Annotated in this window: 22 protein-coding genes; 14 read left to right on the top strand and 8 right to left on the bottom strand. The window is 70.6% G+C overall.

Annotated features, from left to right (window positions below; translation table 11 throughout):
- The first annotated feature begins 171 nt into the window (after positions 1–171).
- The 7 genes from ACIBTS_RS16815 (at position 172) to ACIBTS_RS16785 (ending at position 7,518) form a co-directional block, all read left to right on the top strand.
- Positions 172–741, top strand: coding sequence for a hypothetical protein (locus tag ACIBTS_RS16815; RefSeq protein ID WP_399320045.1), 570 nt, complete (start codon positions 172–174; stop codon positions 739–741).
- A 23-nt stretch (positions 742–764) separates the two neighbouring features.
- Positions 765–1,376 (top strand): hypothetical protein, encoded by a 612-nt coding sequence (locus tag ACIBTS_RS16810; protein WP_399320043.1) that lies wholly within the window; start codon positions 765–767, stop codon positions 1,374–1,376.
- Positions 1,373–2,395 (top strand): hypothetical protein, encoded by a 1,023-nt coding sequence (locus ACIBTS_RS16805; RefSeq protein ID WP_399320041.1) that lies wholly within the window; start codon positions 1,373–1,375, stop codon positions 2,393–2,395. The genes ACIBTS_RS16810 and ACIBTS_RS16805 overlap by 4 nt, the downstream gene beginning before the upstream one ends.
- A complete protein-coding gene (locus tag ACIBTS_RS16800; RefSeq protein WP_399320039.1) occupies positions 2,392–2,754 on the top strand; it encodes a DUF4913 domain-containing protein in 363 nt (120 codons plus the stop codon). Before ACIBTS_RS16805 ends, ACIBTS_RS16800 begins: the two co-directional genes overlap by 4 nt.
- A gap of 198 nt (positions 2,755–2,952) precedes the next feature.
- Positions 2,953–3,636: a hypothetical protein gene (locus tag ACIBTS_RS16795; RefSeq protein ID WP_399320037.1), complete on the top strand. Its 684-nt coding sequence runs from the start codon at positions 2,953–2,955 to the stop codon at positions 3,634–3,636.
- A gap of 6 nt (positions 3,637–3,642) precedes the next feature.
- Entirely contained in the window at positions 3,643–5,751 is a 2,109-nt protein-coding gene (locus ACIBTS_RS16790) for a peptidoglycan DD-metalloendopeptidase family protein (protein ID WP_399320035.1), read from the top strand.
- A 36-nt stretch (positions 5,752–5,787) separates the two neighbouring features.
- Positions 5,788–7,518 carry a type IV secretory system conjugative DNA transfer family protein gene (locus ACIBTS_RS16785; protein ID WP_399320033.1) on the top strand — a complete coding sequence of 577 codons (1,731 nt, stop codon included), beginning with the start codon at positions 5,788–5,790 and terminating at the stop codon, positions 7,516–7,518.
- 31 nt (positions 7,519–7,549) lie between these two features.
- Here the strand turns inward: ACIBTS_RS16785 and ACIBTS_RS16780 are convergent, their stop codons facing one another.
- Complete coding sequence (locus ACIBTS_RS16780) at positions 7,550–9,574, bottom strand: fibronectin type III domain-containing protein (protein ID WP_399320031.1); 2,025 nt, start codon at positions 9,572–9,574, stop codon at positions 7,550–7,552.
- A gap of 78 nt (positions 9,575–9,652) precedes the next feature.
- Here ACIBTS_RS16780 and ACIBTS_RS16775 point away from each other — a divergent pair, with 78 nt between their 5' ends.
- Positions 9,653–9,898, top strand: coding sequence for a hypothetical protein (locus ACIBTS_RS16775; protein ID WP_399320029.1), 246 nt, complete (start codon positions 9,653–9,655; stop codon positions 9,896–9,898).
- A gap of 216 nt (positions 9,899–10,114) precedes the next feature.
- On the top strand, positions 10,115–11,224 hold the full coding sequence (locus ACIBTS_RS16770) for a sugar ABC transporter substrate-binding protein (protein WP_399320027.1): 1,110 nt from the start codon (positions 10,115–10,117) through the stop codon (positions 11,222–11,224).
- 31 nt (positions 11,225–11,255) lie between these two features.
- On the opposite strand, the gene ACIBTS_RS16765 is transcribed toward ACIBTS_RS16770, so the two are convergent.
- The 4 genes from ACIBTS_RS16765 to ACIBTS_RS16750 all read right to left on the bottom strand — a co-directional run bounded on the left by ACIBTS_RS16765 (position 11,256) and on the right by ACIBTS_RS16750 (position 15,465).
- Positions 11,256–11,786 carry a hypothetical protein gene (locus tag ACIBTS_RS16765; protein ID WP_399320025.1) on the bottom strand — a complete coding sequence of 177 codons (531 nt, stop codon included), beginning with the start codon at positions 11,784–11,786 and terminating at the stop codon, positions 11,256–11,258.
- 133 nt (positions 11,787–11,919) lie between these two features.
- Entirely contained in the window at positions 11,920–12,774 is an 855-nt protein-coding gene (locus tag ACIBTS_RS16760; RefSeq protein WP_399320023.1) for a transglutaminase domain-containing protein, read from the bottom strand.
- 2 nt (positions 12,775–12,776) lie between these two features.
- The gene (locus ACIBTS_RS16755) at positions 12,777–13,709 is read right to left on the bottom strand and encodes an alpha-E domain-containing protein (RefSeq protein ID WP_319676091.1); all 933 of its coding nucleotides are present in this window, start codon (positions 13,707–13,709) and stop codon (positions 12,777–12,779) included.
- Between the two features lie 211 nt (positions 13,710–13,920).
- Positions 13,921–15,465, bottom strand: a complete 1,545-nt coding sequence (locus ACIBTS_RS16750; protein ID WP_399320019.1) for a circularly permuted type 2 ATP-grasp protein — start codon at positions 15,463–15,465, stop codon at positions 13,921–13,923.
- Positions 15,466–15,851: 386 nt separating this feature from the next.
- Here ACIBTS_RS16750 and ACIBTS_RS16745 point away from each other — a divergent pair, with 386 nt between their 5' ends.
- A complete protein-coding gene (locus ACIBTS_RS16745) occupies positions 15,852–16,940 on the top strand; it encodes a LuxR C-terminal-related transcriptional regulator (RefSeq protein WP_399320017.1) in 1,089 nt (362 codons plus the stop codon).
- Here the strand turns inward: ACIBTS_RS16745 and ACIBTS_RS16740 are convergent.
- Together ACIBTS_RS16740 and ACIBTS_RS16735 are read right to left on the bottom strand one after the other, a co-directional pair.
- Positions 16,837–17,895, bottom strand: a complete 1,059-nt coding sequence (locus tag ACIBTS_RS16740) for a helix-turn-helix transcriptional regulator (protein ID WP_399320015.1) — start codon at positions 17,893–17,895, stop codon at positions 16,837–16,839. The two genes, ACIBTS_RS16745 and ACIBTS_RS16740, sit on opposite strands and share 104 nt — an antisense overlap.
- A gap of 118 nt (positions 17,896–18,013) precedes the next feature.
- Complete coding sequence (locus ACIBTS_RS16735; RefSeq protein ID WP_399320013.1) at positions 18,014–18,997, bottom strand: helix-turn-helix transcriptional regulator; 984 nt, start codon at positions 18,995–18,997, stop codon at positions 18,014–18,016.
- A 142-nt stretch (positions 18,998–19,139) separates the two neighbouring features.
- Between ACIBTS_RS16735 and ACIBTS_RS16730 the strand changes: the two genes are divergently transcribed.
- Together ACIBTS_RS16730 and ACIBTS_RS16725 are read left to right on the top strand one after the other, a co-directional pair.
- Complete coding sequence (locus tag ACIBTS_RS16730; protein ID WP_399320011.1) at positions 19,140–19,439, top strand: hypothetical protein; 300 nt, start codon at positions 19,140–19,142, stop codon at positions 19,437–19,439.
- Positions 19,436–19,771 (top strand): hypothetical protein, encoded by a 336-nt coding sequence (locus ACIBTS_RS16725; RefSeq protein WP_079660912.1) that lies wholly within the window; start codon positions 19,436–19,438, stop codon positions 19,769–19,771. Before ACIBTS_RS16730 ends, ACIBTS_RS16725 begins: the two co-directional genes overlap by 4 nt.
- 198 nt (positions 19,772–19,969) lie before the next feature.
- Here ACIBTS_RS16725 and ACIBTS_RS16720 read toward each other — a convergent pair whose 3' ends face one another.
- The gene (locus ACIBTS_RS16720) at positions 19,970–20,383 is read right to left on the bottom strand and encodes a TIGR03618 family F420-dependent PPOX class oxidoreductase (RefSeq protein WP_319676086.1); all 414 of its coding nucleotides are present in this window, start codon (positions 20,381–20,383) and stop codon (positions 19,970–19,972) included.
- Positions 20,384–20,500: 117 nt separating this feature from the next.
- Here ACIBTS_RS16720 and clpB point away from each other — a divergent pair, with 117 nt between their 5' ends.
- On the top strand, positions 20,501–23,098 hold the full coding sequence (gene clpB / locus ACIBTS_RS16715; protein ID WP_399320008.1) for an ATP-dependent chaperone ClpB: 2,598 nt from the start codon (positions 20,501–20,503) through the stop codon (positions 23,096–23,098).
- Positions 23,099–23,293: 195 nt separating this feature from the next.
- Positions 23,294–23,848, top strand: a complete 555-nt coding sequence (locus ACIBTS_RS16710) for a YbjN domain-containing protein (RefSeq protein WP_399320006.1) — start codon at positions 23,294–23,296, stop codon at positions 23,846–23,848.
- The last annotated feature ends 116 nt before the right edge of the window (positions 23,849–23,964 follow it).

Here is a 23,964-nt window from a genome sequence, read left to right as displayed (position 1 = left end):
GGGACGCCCATGAGGAAACCCGTCGGGAAAAGTGTCAGGGACGCGTCGGGAAGACCCTGTGTCGCACCGACCCGCCCTGGGCCCACAATGCGCTGGGCACGCCTGCCTGACGTGCCGACACCACTACCGGCGCCCACCCCTGGATCCGACGGACCCGGCGAAGGACGAGAGTTGACCGACCACAACGGGAACCCGCAGCAGCCCGGCCGGCCCACCTGGGAGATCCCCCAGCAGGCCCCGCCGGTCCAGATGGCCCCCGCCCCCGCCGCCGTACCGGCCCTCCAGGCTCCGCAGGTGACGCCGGCGCCGCAGGTTCCCCAAGCTCCCCAAGCTCCTCAGGTCCCCCAGGTGTTCCAGGCCGATCACGCCTGGGTCGACGGCTATGAGCCCGGCAACCCCTGGCAGGCCCGCCTGTGCGTGCAGACGCCGTACGGGACCTTCGCCTATCCCCTCACCCCGAACACGATTCCCGAACTTCTCGAGCAGATGGTTCTGGTGGCACAGGAGCAGCAGGGGCTGCCGGTCGGCTTCGACGAGGATCCCGAGCCGCTGCCGATGGACGGCGAGGACCCGGACGAGGACCAGCAGGCGTCGCCGTCCAGCATCCATAGCGGCCGTGCCGCCCGCATGACCGGCTGGGCCGTCGTCCACGACCTGTGGGAACGCGAGGACCCGACGGCGCGCATCGTCATGGGCGCGATCGTGGTGGCGCTGTTGCTGCTCGGTATCGTCCTGACCTGATGGTCTGATCGAGAGGGGTAACCATGCTGACGGAGACGACCGGCCGCACGGCACAGGACCTCGTCGCCGAGCTGGCGGTGCTGCGGGGCGTGGACTGGACTTCCGTGTGGCCGGGTCCGCCATGGGGCGTGGAGCGCGTGCTGCAGGAGTGGTGCGGGCGGTACGGGTGGGAGCCCCTGACGTTCGACCGGCAGCTGGTCGTGCGCGGCCCGAGCGGGGGGAAGCTGACGTTCTACTCGAACGGCCGGTGGGCTCCCGTCTCCGGCGTGGGGTACGAGGCCTGGCATGTGAAGGCCGACGGGGCAGGCGCCAACAGCGCTGTGTTGGCCGCCGCGGACGAGCGCTGGCCCGCCTGTCTGGAAGCGGCCACGAGTGTGCTGGGAACTCCGGCGTGGACGGGTGCGTGGGACGCCGAGGACTTCCCGGAACCGTCGGCTCCCGCGTTCTGGGAGGACCGCGAGTCCCGGCTGCGGCGCCGCAGCCCGTACCGGCTCGCTCACTGGACGACCCCGGGTGAGGGCGGCGCGGCGTTCGTCCTGGAGCAGTCGGTGTCGTTCCCGACGTGGACACAGGACCGGCCGGGCGGATCGATGATCAGCCTGTCCGTGTACCCGGCCGTGCGGGGGGCTGGGTGAGCTTCGGTGCTCCGCCGACGCAGGCCGAGATCGCGGACGCTCTCGCGCTCCAGCGCGCCTCCCACCAGGCCGAGCCACAGTCGAGGGCGGACGGTGCGGAGGTGGCCGAGCGGATCTACGCGGACTGGCGAGCGGCCCACGAACAGGGCCGTCCGGTGCCGGATCTGGCCTCCTTCATCCGTGACGTGGCGCAGAGCGAGTCCGTCACCCATGAGGGCCGCGGCACCGTGCGGGCGTTCTGGTCGTTCATGTCGCAACCCGAGGGCGCGCCGGAGCCGGTAGGTCACCGTTTCCTGGCGCAGGCATGCGGCAGGACGAGGGGCTTGCAGGTGCTGGAGGACTCCCCGGCGGGCAGCCGGCTCGACTCGTACCAGCTGTGGAACAAGCATGTGCAGAGCGCACTCGTCAGGGACTACGAGCTGGACTCCGCCGAGGTGGAGGCCCTCGCACCCGAGGTCTGGTCGACGGTCTCGCAGCGCTATGCCGAGGCCGCGCAGGGACCTGTTGTCGCCTTCGCCACGGACATCATCAGGTCGTCCGTCCTCGGCAAGGACGAACTGCCTCGGCTCCTCGCCCACGAGAACGTCGGCAAGGACAACATCAAGTTCCCGCTGCCCGCACCACGGCACGGGCATCTGCCTGCGGAGATCGACGAGCTGATCACGAACGACGCCCTGCGGGCGCAGGTGTGCATGGATGACTTCGACCCGGCGAAGTCCCCGAAGGAGTTCGCGCAGAAGCTCGGCGGCGTCGAGGTACCTCAGAAGCTACGCGACAGCCATGAAACGGCACTGTGGCGACTTCAACTCGCCGACTCTTACGAGGAGTTGAATGCCAAGGTGAAGCCGGCGCAGCGCGCCGCCGCCAACGAGTTCCTTCCTGGCGTCGACGTACGCCCCGTCGCCCGCCCCGCCGCCCCGCGCGGGCCGACCGCGGGCCACGGAGTCCTCAATCCGGCCGCGGCCCTCAGCCTGCCGCCCCCGGTACCTCAGCAGCAGCCCGCAGGAGTCGAACGATGACCGGTACCGAACCTGTCGGCGAGGAGCCGGAGTTCTACTTCGCGGACGTCTTCGTCTTCGTCTCCGACTACCTTGCCCAGATGATCCGCCGCCGGATCAACGGCTCCTCGGCCACCTGGTGCCCGAGGTGGTGGGAACACCCCGAGGCCGGTGCCCGCCTTTCCGCGCTCTGGCTGGCCTGGGAACACCTGCGTCAGGACCCGGCGCTCGGCATGTCGACGTGGTGGCTGCATCACGCGGACCCGCATCTGCGCGTGCTGATGGACGCAGACGCGGGCCCGTTCGCGGCCTGTTCGCCCAAGGGCGGGCACACGGCGTACCCGTTCGACCCGCTTCCGGTGGACCCGCGGCCCGAATGACCGCTGTGGCGGGCGGCCGGAGTGCGTGCCGCGGACGGCAGCACGGTGAGGTGAGCCGGGCCCGGCTTTCCTCCTCTTTCCCGACCCTCGCCCCTCCCGTTTCCCCGCCAGGAATTCCCCCGACTCCCCGCCTCCTGCGCCGCCTACCGTGTCCCGGTCACCCGCCGTACCGGCTCAGCACAAGGGAGGCGCGGGAGCGTGGACTTGCCTGCGGAGAACAAGCGCACGGGGCTGATGGCCCTGGGGGTGCTCGGGTTTCTCCTGATTGCCGTGCTCACCGTGTTCACCGTCTTCGACGGAGACGACGGGGGCGATGGCGGCGACGAGAGCGGCGGCTCCGCGGCGCCCACCGCCACCTCGGGGCAGAGCGACTCCGGCTCGGACGGGCAGGGTTCCGGCGACGGCGCCGGGTCGCAGAACACCGCGCTCGCCCCGATCGTCTCGGTCTCCGAAGCCACCCGGGCTCACGCAGTCATGGTCCAGTACATGGCCGGGCTCACCACGTACGACCACTCGAGCAACGCCGCGACCTGGAGCGCTCCCCTTCTCAGGCTCACCGTGAACGACGCGCAGATGAAGCAGGCGACCTCGCTGCCGACCGGCAAGGAGTGGGCGACCTGCCAGGCCGAGAAGTGCTCCTCCAAGGGCGAGGCCGTCGTGGTGCGCGACGCCGTGGTCTCCGACGACGTGGTGCGGGACAGCGGCCGTTCGATGTCCAGCCTGGTCAAGGTGACCGCCACGCACACCGCGGACGGGAAGACCACCACCGAGTCCAATCAGTGGCTGGTGACGGTCAAGGAGGACCACGACGAGTGGGTCGTCTCCGGGTTCGACGTCTTCGGCCTCGGTGACGTGGGCGCGTCCGACGATTCGGGGGCGTGAGTCGACATGGTTGCACCGGCGGTACTGGCCGCCGCCAGCAAGGCGGCGAAGGTCGCCAAGGCGGCCAAGGCGGCCAAGCAGGCCGCCCAGCGCGGGAACGATCAGGGCGGCGACAAGAACAAGAACAAGAGCAACAAATGGATGTGGATAGCCGGCGGCATCGGCTGCCTGCCGATCGCCGGGATCGGCACCCTCGTCCTGGTTCTTCTGGGAAGCATGGTCGGAGGCGTGGGCGCCGGTGCGGCCGCGGCTTCCTGCGACGACTACGCCGACAACGCCAACGCCGGCAACACCGGTGACGCCGCGGCCACGAACCCGGTCATGCCGGCCGGCAAGATGTACATGCCGAGCACGACCGCGCGCAACGAGATACCACCGAAGATGATCCTCGCCGCGATGCGCGCCGCCGCCCGCTACGACGGCCTCGACTGGACGCTCATCGCCGGGCAGATGTACCAGGAGACAAAGTTCGGCCAGGACAAGTCGGCCGCGCCCGGAGGCAAGAACTCCCTCGGCTACATGGGCATCCTGCAGTTCGGCAAGCCGGCCTGGACGGACTACGGCGCCGACGGCAACGGCGACGGTACGAAGGACCTCTACAACATCGACGACGCGGCCTGGGCCGCCGCCAACTTCCTGCACGCCAAGAAGGCCGAGACCGCGCCCTTCAAGGCGCTCCAGACCTACTCCGGCTCCACGGCCTCCAACACGATCTACCCACGCGTCGTCCTCACCCAGGCCGCCCGCTACCGCGGGGTGCTCACCGGCGACCAGGACCTCATCAAGCGGTGGTACGCGCATCTGAAGGAGACCATCGAGAAGAACCCCGGCTTCCCCACCCTCGGGCAGCAGTCGGACATTCCGGAGCCGGTCGGCAACAACGCCCAGCCCGGCTCCGCCCTCAGCATCGCCGCGACCCCGGCCCGCTCCTGGTCGACGCCGCCGCTGGACGGCGACAACAGTGACGACACCACCACCGCGATGTCCCTGGCCGCGTACACCGCCGAGACCGGCCTCACTGCCGGGACCGGTCACGCGACGACCGTGTCCTTCCCCCTCGCCAAGGAGCCCACCACCGGCAAGGACTGGCAATGGCCCATGAAGCAGGGCACCTACACGATCGGCACTCCCTACCACCAGAACGGCCGCATGTGGAGCCTCGGCTACCACACCGGCCTCGACCTGGTGGCATCCAGCGGCACCCCGATCTACGCTCCGGCCGACGGCAAGGTGGTCCACGCGGGCCCCGGCGGCTCGTACGGCAACGAGACGGAGATCCAGCACGCGGGCGGCGTCATCACGCTCTACGCCCACCAGACCTCGATCAAGGTGTCCGTCGGACAGACCGTCAAGCGCGGCGACCAGATCGGCACGGTCGGCGCGACCGGTAACGTCACTGGCCCCCACCTGCACTGGGAGGTCCGCGTCCCCGGTGTCGACAACCCGTTCGTGGCCGGCCAGGACCAGGGCCCGGGCATGGTCGACCCCGACGAGTGGATGAAGGGCAAGGTCACCGCCAACCCCGACTACGGCACCGTCCCGGGATCCGACGAGGACAACCGGGACGCCCAGTACGCCGACTGCGCCCAGGACAACGGCGGTGCCCAGGTGGCCCCGGACGGCGCCGGCGCCTCCGGTGTCCTTCCCGACTCCGACGACCCGGTGATCCGCGCGGTCCTCGGCTGGGCCCAGCGGGGCATCGGCGTCCCGTACGTGTTCGGTGCTCCGCGGCTGCAGGGCGAGAACCCCACGAGCTTCGACTGCTCGAGCTTCACGCAGTGGGCGTACTACATGGCCAGCGGCGGGAAGATCAACATCGGCACCACGACCTACACGCAGGAGCCCTACCTCAAGAAGTACGAGGTGCCGCTGTCCCAGGCCCAGCCCGGCGACGTCATCTTCTTCCGGCCGGAGGGCAACGGCCACTCCGGCCACGTGGGCCTGGTCTGGGACCCCAAAGGCCACAAGATCATCCACGCCCCGCGTCCGGGCCAGTCGGTCAAGTTCAGCACCTGGGACGTCCAGGACAAGATCACCGGCGTCTACCGCGTCCCGATCCCCCAGGGCACGAACGCGGTCGAGGGCGACGGCAAGGACAGTGAGACCGGAGCATGAACAGACCGTCGAAGTCCAGAAAGGACGGACCCGCGGGTGACCGCAGAACAGAAGAAGAAGCCCCGCGCCGAGGACGACTGGACCTTTGAGATCGTCATCGCCGTCGCGGTCGTGCTCGTCGTCGCCGCCGGCGCCTGGCTGGCGGCGAAGATCGGCGCCGGGTACGCCGACGCGCCCGCGCCGGCCTCCAATCCGCTGACGTTCCTCGTCGAGGTGATCAAGGGCGACTACAGCTGGCCGGGTTCGCCCGCCAGTGCCGTCGCGGCCGGGGAGGCCGTGGTGGTCGGGATTCTCGCGCTGGCCGGGTACCGGGTGCGCGAGCGCTTCCGGAACAAGCCCGAGGTGGACGGCGCCGCCAGGCATCTCGCGCAGGGCGAGGAGCTCGGCAAGCTGACCATGAAGGGCGCCGCCGCCACCGCCGAGCGCCTCGGCGTGCAGTCGTCCACGCCCGGCGTGTTCATCGGACGGTCCGTCAAGGGACGGCAGCCGCTGTACGGGTCGTACGAGGACATGCACGTGGACATCTGGGGGCCGCGGACCGGTAAGACGACCCGGCGTGCCATCCCCGCCATCCTCGACGGGCCCGGCGCCGTCCTGGTCACCTCCAACAAGCGGGACATCGTGGACGCCACCCGGGGCCCGCGCACCGCGCGCGGACCGGTGTGGGTCTTCGATCCGCAGCAGGTCGCGCAGGAGGAGCCCAGCTGGTGGTGGAACCCGCTGTCGTATGTCACCGACGTCGCCAAGGCCCGCAAGATGGCCGACCACTTCGCGAGCGGCTCGCGTGACGCGAACGCCGCCACCGACGCCTTCTTCGACCCGGCCGGCCAGGACCTCCTCGCCAACCTGCTGCTCGCCGCCGCCTGCGCCAAGGCGCCGATCACGCAGATCTACACCTGGCTGTCCAACCCCAAGGACGACGCCCCGGAGCGGATCCTGCGCGGCGCCGGACACGCCATGCCCGCGGACGGACTGGCCGGCGTGATCAACGCCCCCGACAAGCAGCGCAGCGGCATCTACGGCGTCGCCCAGCAGATGGCGTCCTGCCTGGTCAATCCCGAGGTCAACCGGTGGGTGACGCCGCCCGCCGACGAGTATGCGGGGCAGTTCGACCCGCACGCGTTCGTCCGCGGCGGCGGCACCCTGTACTTGCTCAGCCGGGAGGGCCGCGACTCCGCAGGGCCGCTCGTGACCGCGCTGACCGTCGCCGTCGTCGAGGCGGCCGAGGAGTACGCCACCACCCAGCGCGGCGGCCGTCTCCCGCTGCCCCTCGTCGGCGTCCTCGACGAGGCCGCCAACGTCTGCCGCTGGCGTTCCCTGCCCGATCTGTACTCCCACTACGGCTCGCGCGGCATCATCCTGATGACGATCCTGCAGTCCTGGGCGCAGGGCATCGAGGTGTGGGGCGAGCGCGGCATGGAGAAGCTGTGGTCCGCCGCGAACGTCCGCGTGTACGGCGGCGGCGTCTCCGACACCCGCTTCCTGGGCGACCTGAGCGAACTGGCCGGCGAGTACGAGCTGCGCGAGTACCAGACCAGCCGGGAGTCGGAGTTCGGCGGCTGGTCCGGCGCCCGTGCGATCAGCGAGTCCACGCGCCGTGAGCGTGTCCTTCAGGTCTCCGACCTCGGCGCCATGCCCCCCGGCCGGGCCCTCGTCCTTGCCTCCGGCACCAAGCCGGTGCTGGTCGAGACGGTCCCGTGGTGGGAGGGCGCGTACGCGGCCGAGGTCCAGGCCTCGCTGAAGAAGTACGACCCGGGGGCGCGCTGAGCCGCCGCCGGCCTGGCCGCGACCGCGCTGGTCACCCCGGGGTCACGGCCTCCGCGACGTTCGTGAACGCCTCCGTGCCGTCCGCCTCCGTGAATGAGACCAGGTAGTAGAGGGTGGTTGCGGCGGGGGCGGTGGTGTCGGTCCAGTAGGAGGTCGTCGCCGGCGAGTCGGTCAGCCGGACCCAGCTGTTCGTGGTGCGGTCCCAGCGGTGGACGTGGTAGCCGTCGGCCTCGGTGAAGCGCGCCCCGAAGCAGTAGGGGTCCACCATGACACCGCCCGTGCGGACGGCCGAGGCGCTCAGGTCGCAGGCCGTGACCTCGGGCGCCGGGGTGGTCGGGCCGAGGTCGAGTTCGGTGACCTCGACCGTGGCGACGGGCTCGCTCCACTCCCAGTTGTGGAAGGTCGCGACGTTGCCGTAGTTGTCGACGCCGACGACGACGAACCGCCGCGCCTCGCCGTTTGCCGGCGTCCGCAGCACGGTCTCCGACTTCGACGCGTCGACGATGCCGAGGTACCGGGGCTCGTCGTACCGCGTCGGCTGCTCGTAGAGCCAGTACTCCTTCAGGTCGGCCACCGGGCTCGGGTCCCAGTCGAGCCTGATGCCGTACTCCAGGGGCTGGGCGGTCAGGTTCGTGACGGCCGGGGGCGCGATCTCGTCGCCGGGACGGGTGACGAGGATCTCCGGGGACGGGACCGACCAGCGGTCGTAGGAATCCTTCCGGCGCACCGCGTAGGCGTAGGTCGCGCCCTGGTCGCCGTCGTAGTCGGTGCAGGAGCGGACCGTGGCGCCGGTGCCGTCGGTGCTCGTCGTACGGCTGCGGCAGTCGATGGCCGTCCAGGTCCGGGCGCCGTCCGCCGCGGCGGGTGAGCGCAGCACCGTGTACGCGGTGGTGTCGCCGCCGGCCGGCTCGGTCCAGGTGATCACCGCGCCGTACGACGGGGTGGCGGCCGTGACGTTCTGCGGCGGGGCGATGGTGGGCCGGCCGCTGACGACGGCGGACTCGGAGTGGTTCCAGGCGGCGTCGTACCCGACGACCTTGTAGTCGTAGGACCGTCCGTACACCGCGCCGGTGTCCCTCCAGCTCCTGTCGGTGGTCTCCGGGTACTCGGTCCACTCGGTCTTCGAGGTCTCCTTGCGGAAGACCGAGAAGGCGACGACGTCCGCCGGCGCCGTCCAGGACAGGTCGTTGGAGTCCACGGTGGGGGTGACCGTCAGGACCGGCGCGGCGGGCGCGGTGAGGTCCGGCGTCGGGACCGGGCCGAGGGCGGCGGTGCCTGCCGACTCGTTGCCCGCCTTGTCGTAGGCGCGGAGCTGGTAGAGGTACGACTGTCCGGTCGACGGCGCGACGTCGGTGAACGTGCGGAGCGTGGTCGCCCCGACCCGGGTCCAGGCGGCATCGGCCTGCGGGCGCCGGTAGACGCGGTAACCGGCGAGGTCCATCTCCTTGTTGGCGGCCCAGCGCAGGATCGCTGCCTCGCCGCCGCCGGTGTGCGGGGTGTGGTCCCAGGCGGCGCCGGTCGGCGCGAGCGGCCGCACCTTGTCCACGGTCGCCGACGTGCGGGGCGTGTAGCCGAAGCCGACGTTCGCGGCGCCCGTCCAGTTGACGTAGTCGACGCGGAGGGTGTGCCTGCCGGACGGGAGGGTCACGTTGACGGCCTGACTCACCGTCGTCGAGCCGTTCTTCCAGAGGCTGACCTTGCGGACGCCGTCGACGTAGACCCGGATGCCGTCCCGCGCGGCGGCCGAGAACACGAACGGCCCGCCCGAGCCGAAGTCCCTTGTCACCGTCCACCGGACGCCGAAGTTGTCGGACGGCAGGCCGGAGGCGGGGGCCTTGGCGCCCCAGTTCTCGGAGATCGCCGCATCGCAGCCCGTCTGCCTCGCCGGTCCGGAGAACGTGGTGTTGGCGAAGATCTGGCGGGTGTAGACCGGGGAGGCGCAGGTCGTCGCGGCCGAGGCGGTCGGCGCGATGACGACGGCGGTGGTGACAAGACCGCCGGTCGTGGCGAGCACGACGGCGGTGGCGAGTCCGGCGGGGCTCTTGGCGGGGCGCATGGGTCCTCTCGTCGAACGAAGCCTGGAGTGATGAGGCGGGCGGGGTTGTGATGCAGCCGGGTTGTGAGGAGCCGGGTCGTGACGAACTCTTTCGTGATCACGACCCGCGAGGAACGGCATTGGTTGTACGGCTTCTTGGACCGTTTCCCGCCCGATTTCCGCGACGGCCGCACAGCGGTTTCCGCGACGGCCGCACAGCGGTTTCCGCGACCGTTGCACAGCGGTTTCCGCGAGCGTTGCGCAGCGGGTTCCGCGACGGCCGCATGGCGGTCGCACGACGGTTTGCGTGGTGGTTCCGCCGGGTTTGCGCGGCGGATTCCGTGACCGGTCTCCGACAGGTCTTCGCGCGATCTTCGCAAGGTCTTCGCTTCGTCTCCATGCGTCTTCGTCCGCTAAGCGGAGTGTGATGTTGCTCCTTCGTTAACCGGTTCCGCTTGACTCCGGCGGTCGCCGCCGCGTTGTCTTTTGAGACACCTGGGTCACCATGTCGCACCCATGTGTGCCCGGAATCGCACTGAACGCACCTGAAGTGAGCCCCGAATGCGTCGTATCGCCATAGCCGTGGTCGCCTCCACGATGTCCCTCTCGCTCGCCGGGTGCGGGATGCTGGGGGCCTCGGAGAGCAGCGGCAGCGCGACACCGACCCGGGGCAACGACATCACGGTGGGCGTGCTGATGCCGGAGGAGACGAACACCCGGTACGCGCAGTTCGACTACCCCATCATCAAGAAGACGGTCGCCGAGCTCACCCAGAACAAGGGCACGACCGAGTACGCGAACGCCGCCGGGGAAACCAAGGCGCAGAAGACCCAGATGCAGAAGATGATCGACGACAAGGTCGACATCATCCTCCTCGACGCCGTCGACGCGAAGGAGATCGCGCCCATGGTGCAGAAGGCCAAGGACGCGAAGATCCCCGTCATCGCCTACGACCGCCTCGCCCAGGGCCCGATCGACGCGTACGTCTCCTTCGACAACGAGCTCGTCGGCGAGGTGCAGGGCCGTAGCCTCGCGGAGGCCATCAACAATCCCAGCACCGCGGACAAGATCGTCATGGTGAACGGCTCGCCCACCGACCCGAACGCCGGCCAGTTCAAGGCGGGCGCGCTCAGCGAGCTCAACGGCCGGGTCACGATCGCGAAGTCGTACGACACCGACAAGTGGGACCCGAAGATCGCCCAGGCCGAGATGACGAAGGCGATCGAGGCGCTCGGCAAGAACAACATCGCCGGTGTCTACTCCGCCAACGACGCCATGGCCGGCGGCATCGTCAAGGCCTTCGAGGCAGCGGGCATGAAAGACGGCGACCTGCCCCCGATCACCGGCCAGGACGCGGAGCTGCCGGCCGTGCAGCGGATCATCACCGGCGAGCAGTACATGAGCGTCTACAAGCCGTATCCGGCGATGGCCGCGGCCGCCGCACAGGCCGCCGTCGCCAAGGTCCAGGGCCGTGAGCTGCAGTTCGAAGCCCTCACCCGCGACAAGGTCGACAGCCCGACCACCAAGGGCATTCCGGCCAAGCTGCAGACCGTGGTCGCGCTGACGAAGAGCAACATCAAGACGACCGTCATCGCCGACGGCATCTTCACGGTCGACCAGATCTGCACCGCCAAGTACAAGGCCGCCTGCGACGCCCTGAAGCTGAGCTGAGGTCCCTGGGCCGTGTGCCTGGGCTCGTCGGCTACCAGCCCATCAGCGGTTTCATCGCGATGAGGACCCCGCCCGGCGTGAACGGCGCCGGGTGGCTGGTGTTCAGGTAGCCGGCCGGATCGCGGTCGCCCGAGACGCGCAGACCGCTCACCTTGGCGTCGCGCGGGACGTCGTACCAGAGTTCGACCTCGATCAGATCGTGCCCGCCGATCTCCACGCTGTCGTGCTGGCGCCGTACGGCCATGGCGAAGGTGTCGGGCGTCCCCGGGCGCCCGGGGACGCCCGACAGCCGCTGGCTCTTCGCGACGTAGGTGTGGAACTGCGGGTCCTGGTTGTCCACCCGCAGCCGCGCCCAGCAGAACTGCCCGTCCGGCTGTCCCTCGCTGTGTGACCCGGAGACCGCGCTCAGCCCGCAGCGCAGGGACAGCAGGGTGAAGGTGAGATGCCCGTCCTTGTAGGGGCGGGAGGCCGCCTGCGTGGCAGGGGCGGAGGAGGCTGCGGAGGGTTCGCCGTCGCTCCCGCCCCCTCCGCAGCCCGCCGCCGCACACAGCACCGCCCCCATGGTCAGGACCCGTACCCGGTTCCTCGCACGGTTCGTTGCACGGTTCCTCGCACGGTTCCTTGCCCGGTTCCTCGCCATACCGGGATTGTCCGGCGGCCGCCCCGGAAAGGGGAGGCCCCGTAACGCGCCCCGTTCACGCCACCCGCGTGAACTCCACCGTCACCGCCGGCGGCCCGCCGGCGACCCCCCGGTAGACGCCCTTGTGCGGGGTGACGTCGTCGTAGTCGCGGCCCCGGCCGACCACCACGTGGGACTCGTCGGCCCGGGTCCGGTTCGTGGGGTCGTAGCCGTGCCAGTCGCCCGCCCAGTACTCGACCCAGGCGTGGCTCTGCCCGGCCACCGGGCGGTGCAGCTCCGCCTCCCGTTCGGGGTGGAGATAGCCGGAGACGTACCGCGTCGGCAGCCCGAGGCCACGCAGCAGCGCGATCGTGACGTGCGCGATGTCCTGGCAGACGCCCGCCCCCTGCTCCCAGGCCTCGGCGGCCGAGGTGTTCACGCCGGTGACGCCGGGCAGGTAGGTCACCCGGTCGGCGACCAGCGAGGACACGGCCACGACCGTCTCGTGCGGGTCCAGGCCCGCGGCCGCCTTGCGCGCCTTCTTCACCAGCTTCGGCGGGACCGTCGTACGGACCGTGGGGCCCGCGAACTCCAGCAGCCGGGAGACGGCGGTGCGTTCCACGATCTCCGCCCAGGCGGGGGAGGGCGGCAGGCCGGCCGGCGGGGACGTCTCCACCAGGCTGGACGCCGTGATGGTGAGGTCCGCGTGCGGGTCCATCAGCTCGAAGGCGGTGACCTGGGTGCCCCAGTAGTCCCAGTACGACCAGGTCGTGGCCGCCGGCCGGATGGTCACCCGGGCATCCAGGGTGGTCTGTCCGGGCAGCGTGAGCGGGGTCATCCGGACCTCGTTGTGGGAGGAGACCGCCGCCTGCGCGTAGGAGACGTGCGTGGTGTGGCGGATACGGAGCCTGCGGGTGCCGTTGGCGCTCATGCTCACGCTCCTTCCTGGGCCCATACGACGGGCCCCTGGTACGGGAAGAACCGCTCGGCGACCGCTTCCGCCGAGGCCATGCAGGCGGTCTGCAAGTCCCTTAGCAGCAGCTGCAGTTGTTCTTCCATGGCGTGGGTGTCGAGGTATTCGAGGCGGGTGCGCAGCCGGCCGATGGGCCGGCGGGCCGGGTCCTGGCGGGGGCGGCCGAGGGCCGAGAGGCACTCCTCGGCCGTCGTCAGCGCGTGCAGCGCCGAGCGTGGGAAGTCCCGGTCCAGAAGGAGGAATTCGGCCACCCTCGGGGTGTCGCCGAAACCGCCGTACACGCGCGCGTACGCCTCGTCGGCGCCGGACGCGCTCAGCAGGGTCGGCCAGTCGGGAGCGTGCGCGGCGTCCAGGACGCGTACCGACAGCAGCCGTACGGTCATGTCCACGCGCTCCAGGCTGCGGCCCAGGACGACGAACCGCCAGCTGTCGTCGCGGCTCATCGTCGAGTCGGCGAGCCCGAAGAAGAGGGCCGCGCGGCTGCGGACGAGCTCCAGATAGCCGTAGGGGCCCGTGCGACGGGCCGCGCGGCGCTGGTCGGCGAGGGCGTGCCAGGTGGCGTTCAGGCACTCCCACATCGCCGACGAGACGGCCTCGCGGGCGCTCCTCGCGTTCAGCCGGGCGGCGCCCAGCGCGCCCTCGATGGAGCAGGTGGAGCGGGAGTCGAAGGCCAGTTGGTCGAGGACCTGCTGCATGTCGACGGGGTCGGGGCCCGCGTCGACGCCGAGGATCGCGTACAGCGACCGGCAGGCCGCGTCCTCGTCGCGCCAGGGGTCCTCCAGCATGCGGTGCAGATAGGCGTCGAGGATGCGTGCGGTGGCGTCGGCCCGTTCGACATAGCGGCCGGTCCAGGTCAGCGCCTCCGCGATGCGGGAGAGGATCACGTCGTTCACCGGCCCTCCCGCGCGTATACCGGGTAGGGTCGACTCGTGCCGAGCGAGAACCAAGCCAGCACAGCAACCTCCAATTCCTTGGGGAAACCGGGCTGGTTCCAACCCGGCTGGTGTTGATCGCGTAAGACTCGACTGTTCGCTGAGCGGCCGAGCGGTGTGAGCCAGGATCCTCCTCACCTGCGAGGAGGAGGGCTCAATGCTGCTGCGCCCCTTACTGTTGTGCCCCATCCGGTACGGCGGCGGGGATGCCGTCGGGGCCGAGTTGGCGCGGAGCGACGGCGGGCGGCGAGTCATCGGCCGGTATCTGGGCGGGCTCTTCAGAGGGCCCGTCGGCGAGGACCCAGGTGTCCTTGGAACCGCCGCCCTGGCTGGAGTTGACGATCAGGTTGCCCTCCTGCAGCGCCACGCGCGTCAGCCCGCCGGGCAGCACCCAGACGTCGGTGCCGTCGTTGACGGCGAACGGCCGCAGGTCTATGTGGCGCGGCGCCATGCGCTCACCCGCGAGGGTGGGGGAGGTGGACAGGGCGACGGGCCGCTGGGCGATGAAGCCGCGCGGGTCGGCGGCGACCGCCTTGCGTGTCTTGTCCAGCGTCCTCGCGTCGGCCTTCGGGCCGATGACGATGCCCTGCCCGCCCGCGCCGTCGACCGGCTTGATGACCAGTTTGTCGATCTGGTCGAGGACGGCGTCGAGCTGCCCGGGCTCGTCGGGGCGGTACGACTCCACATTGGGGAGAATCGGTTCCTCGCCGAGGTAGTACCGGATCAGGTCCGGGACGTACGTGTACAGCAGCTTGTCGTCGGCGACGCCGTTGCCGACGGCGTTGGCGAGGGTGACCCGTCCGGCCACGGCCGCCGTCATGATGCCCGGGCAGCCGATCACCGAGTCGGGGCGGAAGTGGAGTGGGTCGAGGAAGTCGTCGTCGAGCCGCCGGTAGACGACGTGGACGGGGACCTCGCCCTTCGTGGTGCGCATCCACACCCGGTTGTTGCGGCACACCAGGTCGTGCCCCTCGACCAGCTGCACGCCCATCAGCCGGGCCAGCAGGGCGTGTTCGAAGTAGGCGGCGTTGCTGGGCCCGGGGGTGAGGACGACGACCCGCGGGTCCGCGGTCCCCGCGGGCGCGGCGGCGCGCAGGGCGGCGAGCAGCCGCGCGGGATAGCCGTCCACCGGCACGACGTGCTGCCCGTCGAAGAGGGAGGGGAACACCCGGGTCATGGCCCGCCGGTTCTCGATGACGTACGACACCCCGCTGGGCACCCGGACGTTGTCCTCCAGCACCCGGAAGTCCCCGGCCTCGTCCCGGACGAGGTCGATGCCGGCGACGTGGATGCGCACCCCGCCGGGCGGTTCGACCCCGTGGGCCGCGCGGTGGAAGTGCGGGGAGCCCAGCAGCAGCCGCCAGGGCACGACCCCGTCCTCGAAGGCGCGGCAGGGCCCGTAGGCGTCGGCGAGATAGGCCTCCAGGGCCCTGACCCGCTGGCTCACGCCCCGTTGTATGAAATCCCATTCCAGTGCGTCGAGGATCCTGGGCACCAGGTCCAGCGGCCAGGGCCGCTCCTCGCCCGCGAAGGCGTAGGTCACGCCCCGGTCGGTGAAGGCGCGGGCCATCTGGTCGGCCCTGAAGCGCAGTTCACCTGGTTCGATCGGCTGAAGCGCCGCCAGCACCGGCTCATAGGCGGTCCTGACCTCACCCGGCCGCTCGAACATCTCGTCCCACGCGTCGGCCAGCGCGTACGCGTCAAATATGTCCGCCATGGGCCGACGTTAAGTGCGGGACGTAACACGACGATCACTCGGATATTTCCGGGAGCGCACGGGTGCTGCCGGGTACCGGGGCGTGCGGGGCGCCAGGGCATGCGGGGATGGCCCGGAGCCCGGCCGGACTCCCCCGTGGTCCGGCCGGGTTGGCTCCGCTTCCCCCGAGTGGGGAGCACCCGGGGGAACGCGGAACTCAACGATGCACCGCCGCAAAGGCCCGGCACCACCGTCAGCTTGTTGCAGTGCGAGGGGAGGAGGCCGGGAGAAACTCACGCAGACGGGTGGTTTTCCTCGGCCTCGGCCGGACAAGCCGTGTTGCGGACCCGGTCCGGGCCGCGCATAGTTGCGCTCCGGAAGCGGCGTGGGCGGGGGTGGGATGGGCGATGGCCGGGCACGGGACGGAGGAACATCCACACGGCGCCGACCGACTGTGCGACGCCGGGGATCGCGTGTATTCCCGGGCCGTACGGCGCGGTCGGGTGGCCCGGACCGACGCCGAGCCCGTCCCGTGCCTGCTCGAACTGGCCCTCCTGCACCCCGACCCCGACGACATGGACTGGCTGGTGCCGACCTCCCCGCAGGAGGTCATGACCCGGCTGCTGCACGGGCTTTACGACGAGGTCAGCGCGAGCGGGCGGCGCATGGGCGCGGCCGTGGCCGCCTTCGAGTGGTACGCGGGCCTGGGCGGTCCGGCGCGGGGCGCGACGGCCGGGGAGGGCGCGGCGATCCGGGTCCTGGACGGCTCCTCGCGGATCCAGGCCGCGCTGGACGCGGCGACCGAGGCGTGCATGACGGAGGTCCTCACCGTGCAGCCCGGCGGCATCCGGCGTGAGCACGAACTGTCGGAGGGCCTGCACCGGGCGCTGGAACTGCGCGGCCGAGGCGTGCGCATGCGCGACCTGTACAACCACGTCGCCCGGCACGGCCAGGGCCTGCTCACCTACCTGGAGCTGATGGGCGACGCGGTGGAGGCCCGCACGCTGGACGAGGTCATCGACCGGCTGATCCTCTTCGACCGCACGGTCGCCTTCATCCCGGCGAACAGCGACCGCACGATGGCCCTGGAGCTGCGCCACCCGGCCCTGATCTCCTACCTGGTGACGGTCTTCGAGCGGCTGTGGCGGCTGGCGATCCCGCTCACCGCCCCGCTCCCCGACACCCGCATCGAGGGCATCTCGCACCGCGAGCAGTCCATCGCCGCCCTGCTGGCGGAGGGCCACCAGGATGCCGTCATCGCCGAGCGCCTGGGCATCAGCGTCCGCACCTGCCGCGCCCACATCGCCCGCCTCTCCGAGACTCTGGGCGCCGCCAGCCGCACCCAACTGGGGGTCCGCATTGCCCAGGTCGGCCTGGACCGCCCGTCGGGCGTCAGCGTCCCGGCTCCTGCCCCTCCCCCTGCGCCTGCGCCTGCCCCGGCGTCTGCTCCAGCCCCCGGTGCTGTTCCCGGTCAAGGATCCCCGACCGGCCGATGAGGTAGCCGAGTTGGGCGCGGCTCTCGCTGCCGAGGGTGGCGGCGAGCTTGGCGATGTGGACGCGGGCGGTACGGATGTTCATGCCGAGGCGGTCGGCGATGACGGCGTCGGTGTGGCCCTCGACCAGAAGCGCGGCGATGGCCTGCTGGCGGGGCGTCACACCGTCCAGGGACGGGCGTCGGACCGCCTGGGGGTACATGGGGACGGCGAGCCGCCAGAGGCGGTCGAAGGTGGTGGTGAAGTACCTGAGGAGGGCGGGGTGGCGGACCTCCAGGGCCAGCAGCCCGTCCTCGCCCGCGGGGATGAAGGCGACCGTGCCGTCGATGGCGATGAGCCGGTCGGTGACCTCGTCCAGGGTGCGGGCCTCCGCGGCGCCGCGGAGCTGCTCGTAGCGGGACAGGACGAGCGGCTGGTGGCGCTGGGTGTGCTGGTAGAGGGTGCGGATGCGGCAGCCCCGGTCCAGCAGCGCCTGGTCGCGGGCCATGGCGACGGCCTGGGCGCTCTCGCCGCGCGGCCCCCTGTAGTGCACGTGGGGCTGGATGCACAGCACCTCGTCGGTCGCCTCGGCCATCGCCTCGGTGATGGCCGCGTTGATCCGTTCCGTGCCGCTGAGGATCCGCAGGGAGGCGGGGTCCGTGGGGGGAGTGCGGCTGCCGGTGACGCGCATGAGGGGCTCGAAGAGCGTCGCCAGTTGTTCCTCGCGGCGCCGTTCCTCGGCGATGCGGTTGCCGGAGGCGCGCAGCAGCCGGTGCAGGGCGAGCGCCGGGGGCACGGGTTCGAGCTGGGCGAGGTCGTCGACGACCGGCTGCAGCAGGCCGAAGGACAGCAGGCACGGGGCCGCCGTCTCGGCCGCCTCGGTCTTGACGCGTCCGTCGCGCAAGGCCTGCTCGTAGAGCTTCGCGCCTGCGGCACACAGGTTCTCCACGCCGTGGTGGGGGTGCGGCGGCGCGCTCACTGCGGTCTGCCTCCTGTCCGTGAGTCCGTGAGTCCGTGAGTCCGTCAGTTCGTCAGTTCGTGCGTTCGTGAGTTCGTGCGTTCGTGAGGCCGCGTGCGTCCGTGAGGCCGTGCGGGTGTCAGGGTTCCTGTCTGAGGATGCCCGACTGGGCGATGAGGAAGCCGAGTTGGGCACGGCTGCCGCTGCCCAGGGCGGTGGCGAGTTTGGCGATATGGGCACGGCAGGTGCGGACGTTCATGCCGAGCCGGCGGGCTATCGCCTCGTCGACGTGCCCCTCGACGAGGAGCTTGGCGATCGAGTGCTGGATCTCCGTGATGCCGTCGGGCGCGGTCTCGTACGGGGCGCCGGTGGCCAGGGGTACGGCGCGGCCCCACATGAACTCGAAGACCTTGATCAGGTAGCGGACGAGCCCCGGGTGCCGGAGTTCGAGGGCGACCTGACCGTCGTCGCGGGTCGGGATGAAGGCCACCGTCTCGTCGCAGATGATCAGCCGCTCCACGAGTTCGTCGATGGTGCGGTACTCGACCTTGCCGTCGGTGAACTGGGAGACGTAGGCCAGGGTCTCGGGGCTGTAGCGGGCCGTGTGCTGGTAGAGCGTCCGGATGCGGCAGCCGCGTTCGATCAGCGGTCTGTCGCGCTCCAGGCCCTGGACGAGGGTGTGCTCCAGGCGGCGGCGGCTCGGCTGGACGGTGAGCATCTCGGTCTGGCACTGGGAGGTGGCCAGATCGAGCGCCGCGTTGATGCGGTCGATGCCCTCCAGCACCGTGATCGAGTGTGTGGTCGGCGTCGGCTGGGCGCTGAGGGTCATGAACGGCTCGAAAGCGTCGGCGAGTTCGACCGACAGCCGTCTGCGCTGGGTGATCTCGCGTTCGATCGGGTTGAGCAGCTGGGACAGGGCGATCGACGGGGGCACCGGGCGCAGCCAGTTCGCGTCGTCGGGGTCGGCATGAAGCAGGGCGAACTCCATCAAACACGGAGCGGGCTCCACGTCCGCACGGGCTATGCGGCCCGTCCGAAGTGCGTTCCCATAGAGACGGCGACCTTCCTCGCACAGCTCAGTCGACGCATGAGGATGTGTCTGCTTTGTCTCATTTTTCGTCAAATCTCCACCCCCCAGGGTCCTGAACGTGCAGGAACATGATGCATCGATTGTGTGGCCATGACGTGCCCGAATGGGCCATCGTCGTAGTCGACGGGGGAGAGGTGACCTTCAAATGAGGACGAAGCCGACTATGCATAAGAGAATGCTTCGCTCGGCGCTTGCCGCCGCCTTCTCCGCCGCCCTGGCCTTCGGAGCGCTGAGCGGCCTTGCGGGGACGACGGGCGACACGGCGCGCGACAGTACGTGGAGCCCGGGTGTCGACACCGCCGTCGTGGCCGGCGACAGCACGTGGGTCGCTCCGCGCGACAGCACGTGGGTCGCTCCGCGTGACAGCACCTGGGTCGTGACCGCGGCGGACGTGCTGCGTGACAGCACCTGGGTCGCTCCTGGCGACAGCACCTGGGTCGCTCCCGCCGACAGCACGTGGGTCGCCGAGTCATGACCACTCCACCCGACGACCGCTCCTTCCGCCGCGAGATGGCCACCGCCTACCGCTCCGGCTGGCACTTCATCGACCTGGTCACCGCCATCCCCCACAGTGGTGACTCGTTGATGGTGACGGTCTTCGGTGAGCCGGTCGTCGTGACGCGCGACGAGGACGAGGACGTACGGGCCTACCGGTGCCTGCGCAAGCCCCGGGGAGCACCGCAGCCCGTGCGGTGCGCCATTCGATACGGAATGATCTTTGTGAACCTGGACCAGCGGGACCACCGGCTCGTCGAGACGGAGGCCCCGCCCCTGAAGACCACCTCAGCCACCCCCCGCAGTGCCTGACGCGATTCCCCCGTCGTAAAAAGATCGCTCAGGCGCTTCCCCCCGCAGCGGCGTCACCGTGACCTGAACACGGTGACGCCGCTGCAGTTTGCGGGGATATTTCGGGTTATGCATCCGCTTGAGCGTTGGCTGGAAAACGACGCCGGAACACAACGGGACAGAACCGGAATCCGGTCAGCCGCGTCGCCGGCCGCGCCGTCAGCCCTGCCCCATCGCCCGGGTCAGCTCGATCTCGATCACCACGCGCGCGGGGTTCGGGCTCGGCGTGCGCCCGTAGCGCTGCGCGTACCGCCGCTCCGCCTCCGCCACCCGCTCCGGCTCGGCACGTACCTGCGCGCGCCCCTCCAGCGTGGCCCAGCGCCGCCCGTCCACCTGGCACACCGCGACCCGGGCGCCGGCCGGGCCGGCCGCCAGGACGTTGCCCACCTTCGTGCTGGTCTTGTTCGTGATGACCCGGGCGAGGCCGGCCTCGGGGTCGTAGGTCACTCCGACCGGAACCACGTGCGGACTGCCGTCCGGGCGTGGTGTGGTCAGCGTGCACAGATGCCGTTCGCGCCAGAAGGCGAGATACGGCGCGTCGGGAGCGCCCGGGTCCTGGGGGTATGCGGCCATGGCCCGGAACCTACTGCTCGCACATTGAGGCGGCACCTTGAGCGGAATAGACTCAACTTTGTGTACGCTGACTGAGTCAGTAACGGGTAGCGCTGACGCAAGGAGGAGACAGCGAACGTGGACGCCGAGCTGACCAACCGGAGCCGGGACGCGATCAACGCGGCCGGCAGCAGGGCCGTGTCCCAGGGACACGCCGACCTCACCCCAGCCCACCTGCTGCTCGCGCTGCTCCAGGGGCAGGACAACGAGAACATCGTCGACCTTCTGGCGGCCGTCGACGCCGACCAGGCCGCCGTGCGCGCCGGGGCCGAGAAGGCGCTCGGCTCGCTGCCCAGCGTGACCGGGTCCACCGTCGCGCCCCCGCAGCCCAACCGCGAACTGCTCGCCGTCATCGCCGACGCGCAGAGCCGGGCCCGCGATCTCGGCGACGAGTACCTGTCCACCGAGCACCTGCTCATCGGCATCGCCGCCAAGGGCGGCCAGGCCGGTGACGTGCTCACCCAGCAGGGCGCGACCGCGAAGAAGCTGCAGGAGGCCTTCCAGCAGGCCCGCGGCGGCCGCCGGGTGACCAGCGCCGACCCCGAGGGCCAGTACAAGGCCCTGGAGAAGTTCGGCACGGACTTCACCGCCGCCGCCCGCGAGGGCAAGCTCGACCCGGTCATCGGGCGGGACCAGGAGATCCGGCGGGTCGTGCAGGTCCTCTCCCGCCGTACGAAGAACAACCCCGTCCTCATCGGCGAGCCCGGCGTGGGCAAGACCGCCGTCGTCGAGGGGCTGGCCCAGCGGATCGTCAAGGGCGACGTCCCGGAGTCGCTGAAGAACAAGCGGCTCGTGGCGCTCGACCTGGGCGCGATGGTGGCCGGCGCCAAGTACCGGGGCGAGTTCGAGGAGCGGCTGAAGACCGTCCTGGCCGAGATCAAGGACTCCGACGGCCAGATCATCACCTTCATCGACGAGCTGCACACGGTCGTCGGCGCGGGCGCCGGCGGCGACTCCGCGATGGACGCCGGCAACATGCTCAAGCCGATGCTCGCGCGCGGTGAGCTGCGCATGGTGGGCGCGACGACGCTCGACGAGTACCGCGAGCGGATCGAGAAGGACCCGGCGTTGGAGCGCCGCTTCCAACAGGTGCTGGTGGCGGAGCCGACCGTCGAGGACACCATCGCGATCCTGCGCGGTCTCAAGGGCCGCTACGAGGCCCACCACAAGGTCCAGATCGCCGACAGCGCCCTGGTGGCCGCCGCGACGCTCTCCGACCGCTACATCACCTCCCGTTTCCTCCCCGACAAGGCCATCGACCTGGTCGACGAGGCGGCCTCCCGCCTGCGCATGGAGATCGACTCGTCCCCCGTCGAGATCGACGAGCTCCAGCGGTCCGTGGACCGGCTGAAGATGGAGGAGCTGGCGCTCGTCAAGGAGACCGACGCCGCCTCCCGCGAGCGCCTGGAGAAGCTGCGCCGCGACCTCGCCGACAAGGAGGAGGAGCTGCGCGGCCTCAACGCCAAGTGGGAGAAGGAGAAGCAGTCCCTCAACCGGGTCGGCGAGCTGAAGGAGAAGCTCGACGACCTGCGCGGCCAGGCCGAGCGCGCCCAGCGCGACGGCGACTTCGACACCGCCAGCAAGCTGCTGTACGGCGAGATCCCGACCCTGGAGCGCGACCTGGAGGCCGCGTCCGAGGCCGAGGAGGAGGCCGCGAAGGACACCATGGTCAAGGAGGAGGTCGGCTCGGACGACATCGCCGACGTCGTCGCCGCCTGGACCGGCATCCCGGCCGGCCGCCTCCTGGAGGGCGAGACGCAGAAGCTGCTGCGTATGGAGGCGGAGCTGGGCCGCCGCCTCATCGGCCAGACGGAGGCCGTCCAGGCCGTTTCGGACGCCGTACGCCGCTCCCGCGCGGGCATCTCCGACCCGGACCGCCCCACCGGCTCGTTCCTCTTCCTCGGCCCGACCGGCGTCGGCAAGACCGAGCTCGCGAAGGCCCTCGCCGACTTCCTCTTCGACGACGAGCGGGCCATGATCCGCATCGACATGTCGGAGTACGGCGAGAAGCACAGCGTCGCCCGTCTCGTCGGCGCGCCCCCCGGCTACGTGGGCTACGAGGAGGGCGGCCAGCTCACGGAGGCGGTCCGCAGGCGCCCGTACAGCGTGGTCCTGCTGGACGAGGTGGAGAAGGCGCACCCGGAGGTCTTCGACGTCCTGCTCCAGGTCCTGGACGACGGCCGGCTCACCGACGGCCAGGGCCGCACGGTCGACTTCCGCAACACGATCCTGGTGCTGACGTCGAACCTGGGCAGCCAGTACCTGGTCGACCCCGTCACGACGGAGGCGGAGAAGAAGGAGCAGGTCCTGGAGGTGGTCCGGGTGTCCTTCAAGCCGGAGTTCCTCAACCGGCTCGACGACCTGGTCGTCTTCTCGGCGCTGAACAAGGAGGAGCTCGGCCGGATCGCCCGCCTCCAGATCGACCGCCTCGCGAAGCGGCTGGCGGAGCGCCGCCTCACCCTGGAGATCACCGACGCGGCCCTGGCCTGGCTCGCCGACGAGGGCAACGACCCGGCCTACGGCGCCCGGCCCCTGCGCCGCCTGGTCCAGACGGCCATCGGCGACCGCCTCGCCAAGGAGATCCTGGCGGGCGAGGTCAAGGACGGCGACACGGTCCGTGTGGACGCGTTCGGAGAGGGCCTGATCGTCGGCCCTACGACGGGCAAGACGCTGTAGTTCCGGGGCCGAGGTGGGGCCGAGGTGATGGGACGTGGGCGCCGGCGTTCGGGTGCTCACGTCGCTGATCCGTCGCGTGGTGGAAGCCTGTCGGCCGGGGCAGGTTGCCGGGCACGGGGCAAGAGAGAGAGGGTGGGCTATACGTCTGGTCTCAGCGATGGCCGGACGATCCAGACGACCGCGGGAGTACCCAGTATGTCCATCGACCCGTCCTCGATTCCGAACTTCGGGGGCCAGCCCGAGCCGCAGCCCCAGGGTGGACCGGCGGGCCCCGTCGTCCCGGACCAGGATCTCGTGAAGCAGCTCCTCGACCAGATGGAGCTGAAGTACGTCGTCGACGACGAGGGTGACCTCGCGGCGCCGTGGGAGGAGTTCCGTACGTACTTCATGTTCCGCGGCGAGGGCGACCAGCAGGTCTACTCGGTGCGGACGTTCTACGACCGGCCCCACAAGATCGACGACAAGGTGCAGCTGCTGGAGTCGATCGACGACTGGAACCGGCGCACCCTGTGGCCCAAGGTCTACACCCACACCCACGACGACGGCACCGTCCGCCTCATCGGCGAGGCGCAGCTGCTGATCGGCGCCGGCGTGAACATCGAGCTGTTCGTCTCCTCGACGGTGAGCTGGGTGCGCGCGGCGATCGAGTTCGACAAGTGGCTCGTGGAGCAGCTGGGCCTGGAGTCGGAGATCAACGACGCCGACGGCAACCCCGGCGAGGGCATCGAAAAGGCCGAGGGCGACGAGTAGGTCCACGACCTGCCCTACGTCGAGCGGGGGGGGCGCCCCCCCCGGGGGGGGGGCCCCCCCGCCCCGCCCCCCCCCCCCCCACCCCCCCCCCACCCCCCCCCACCCCCCCCGCCCCC

This window comes from Streptomyces sp. NPDC050121 (assembly GCF_044460385.1).
GTDB classification, from domain to species: domain Bacteria; phylum Actinomycetota; class Actinomycetes; order Streptomycetales; family Streptomycetaceae; genus Streptomyces; species Streptomyces soliscabiei.
The sequence above is the reverse complement of the archived record's forward strand: the minus strand, read 5'-3'. Positions and strand labels throughout refer to the sequence as shown.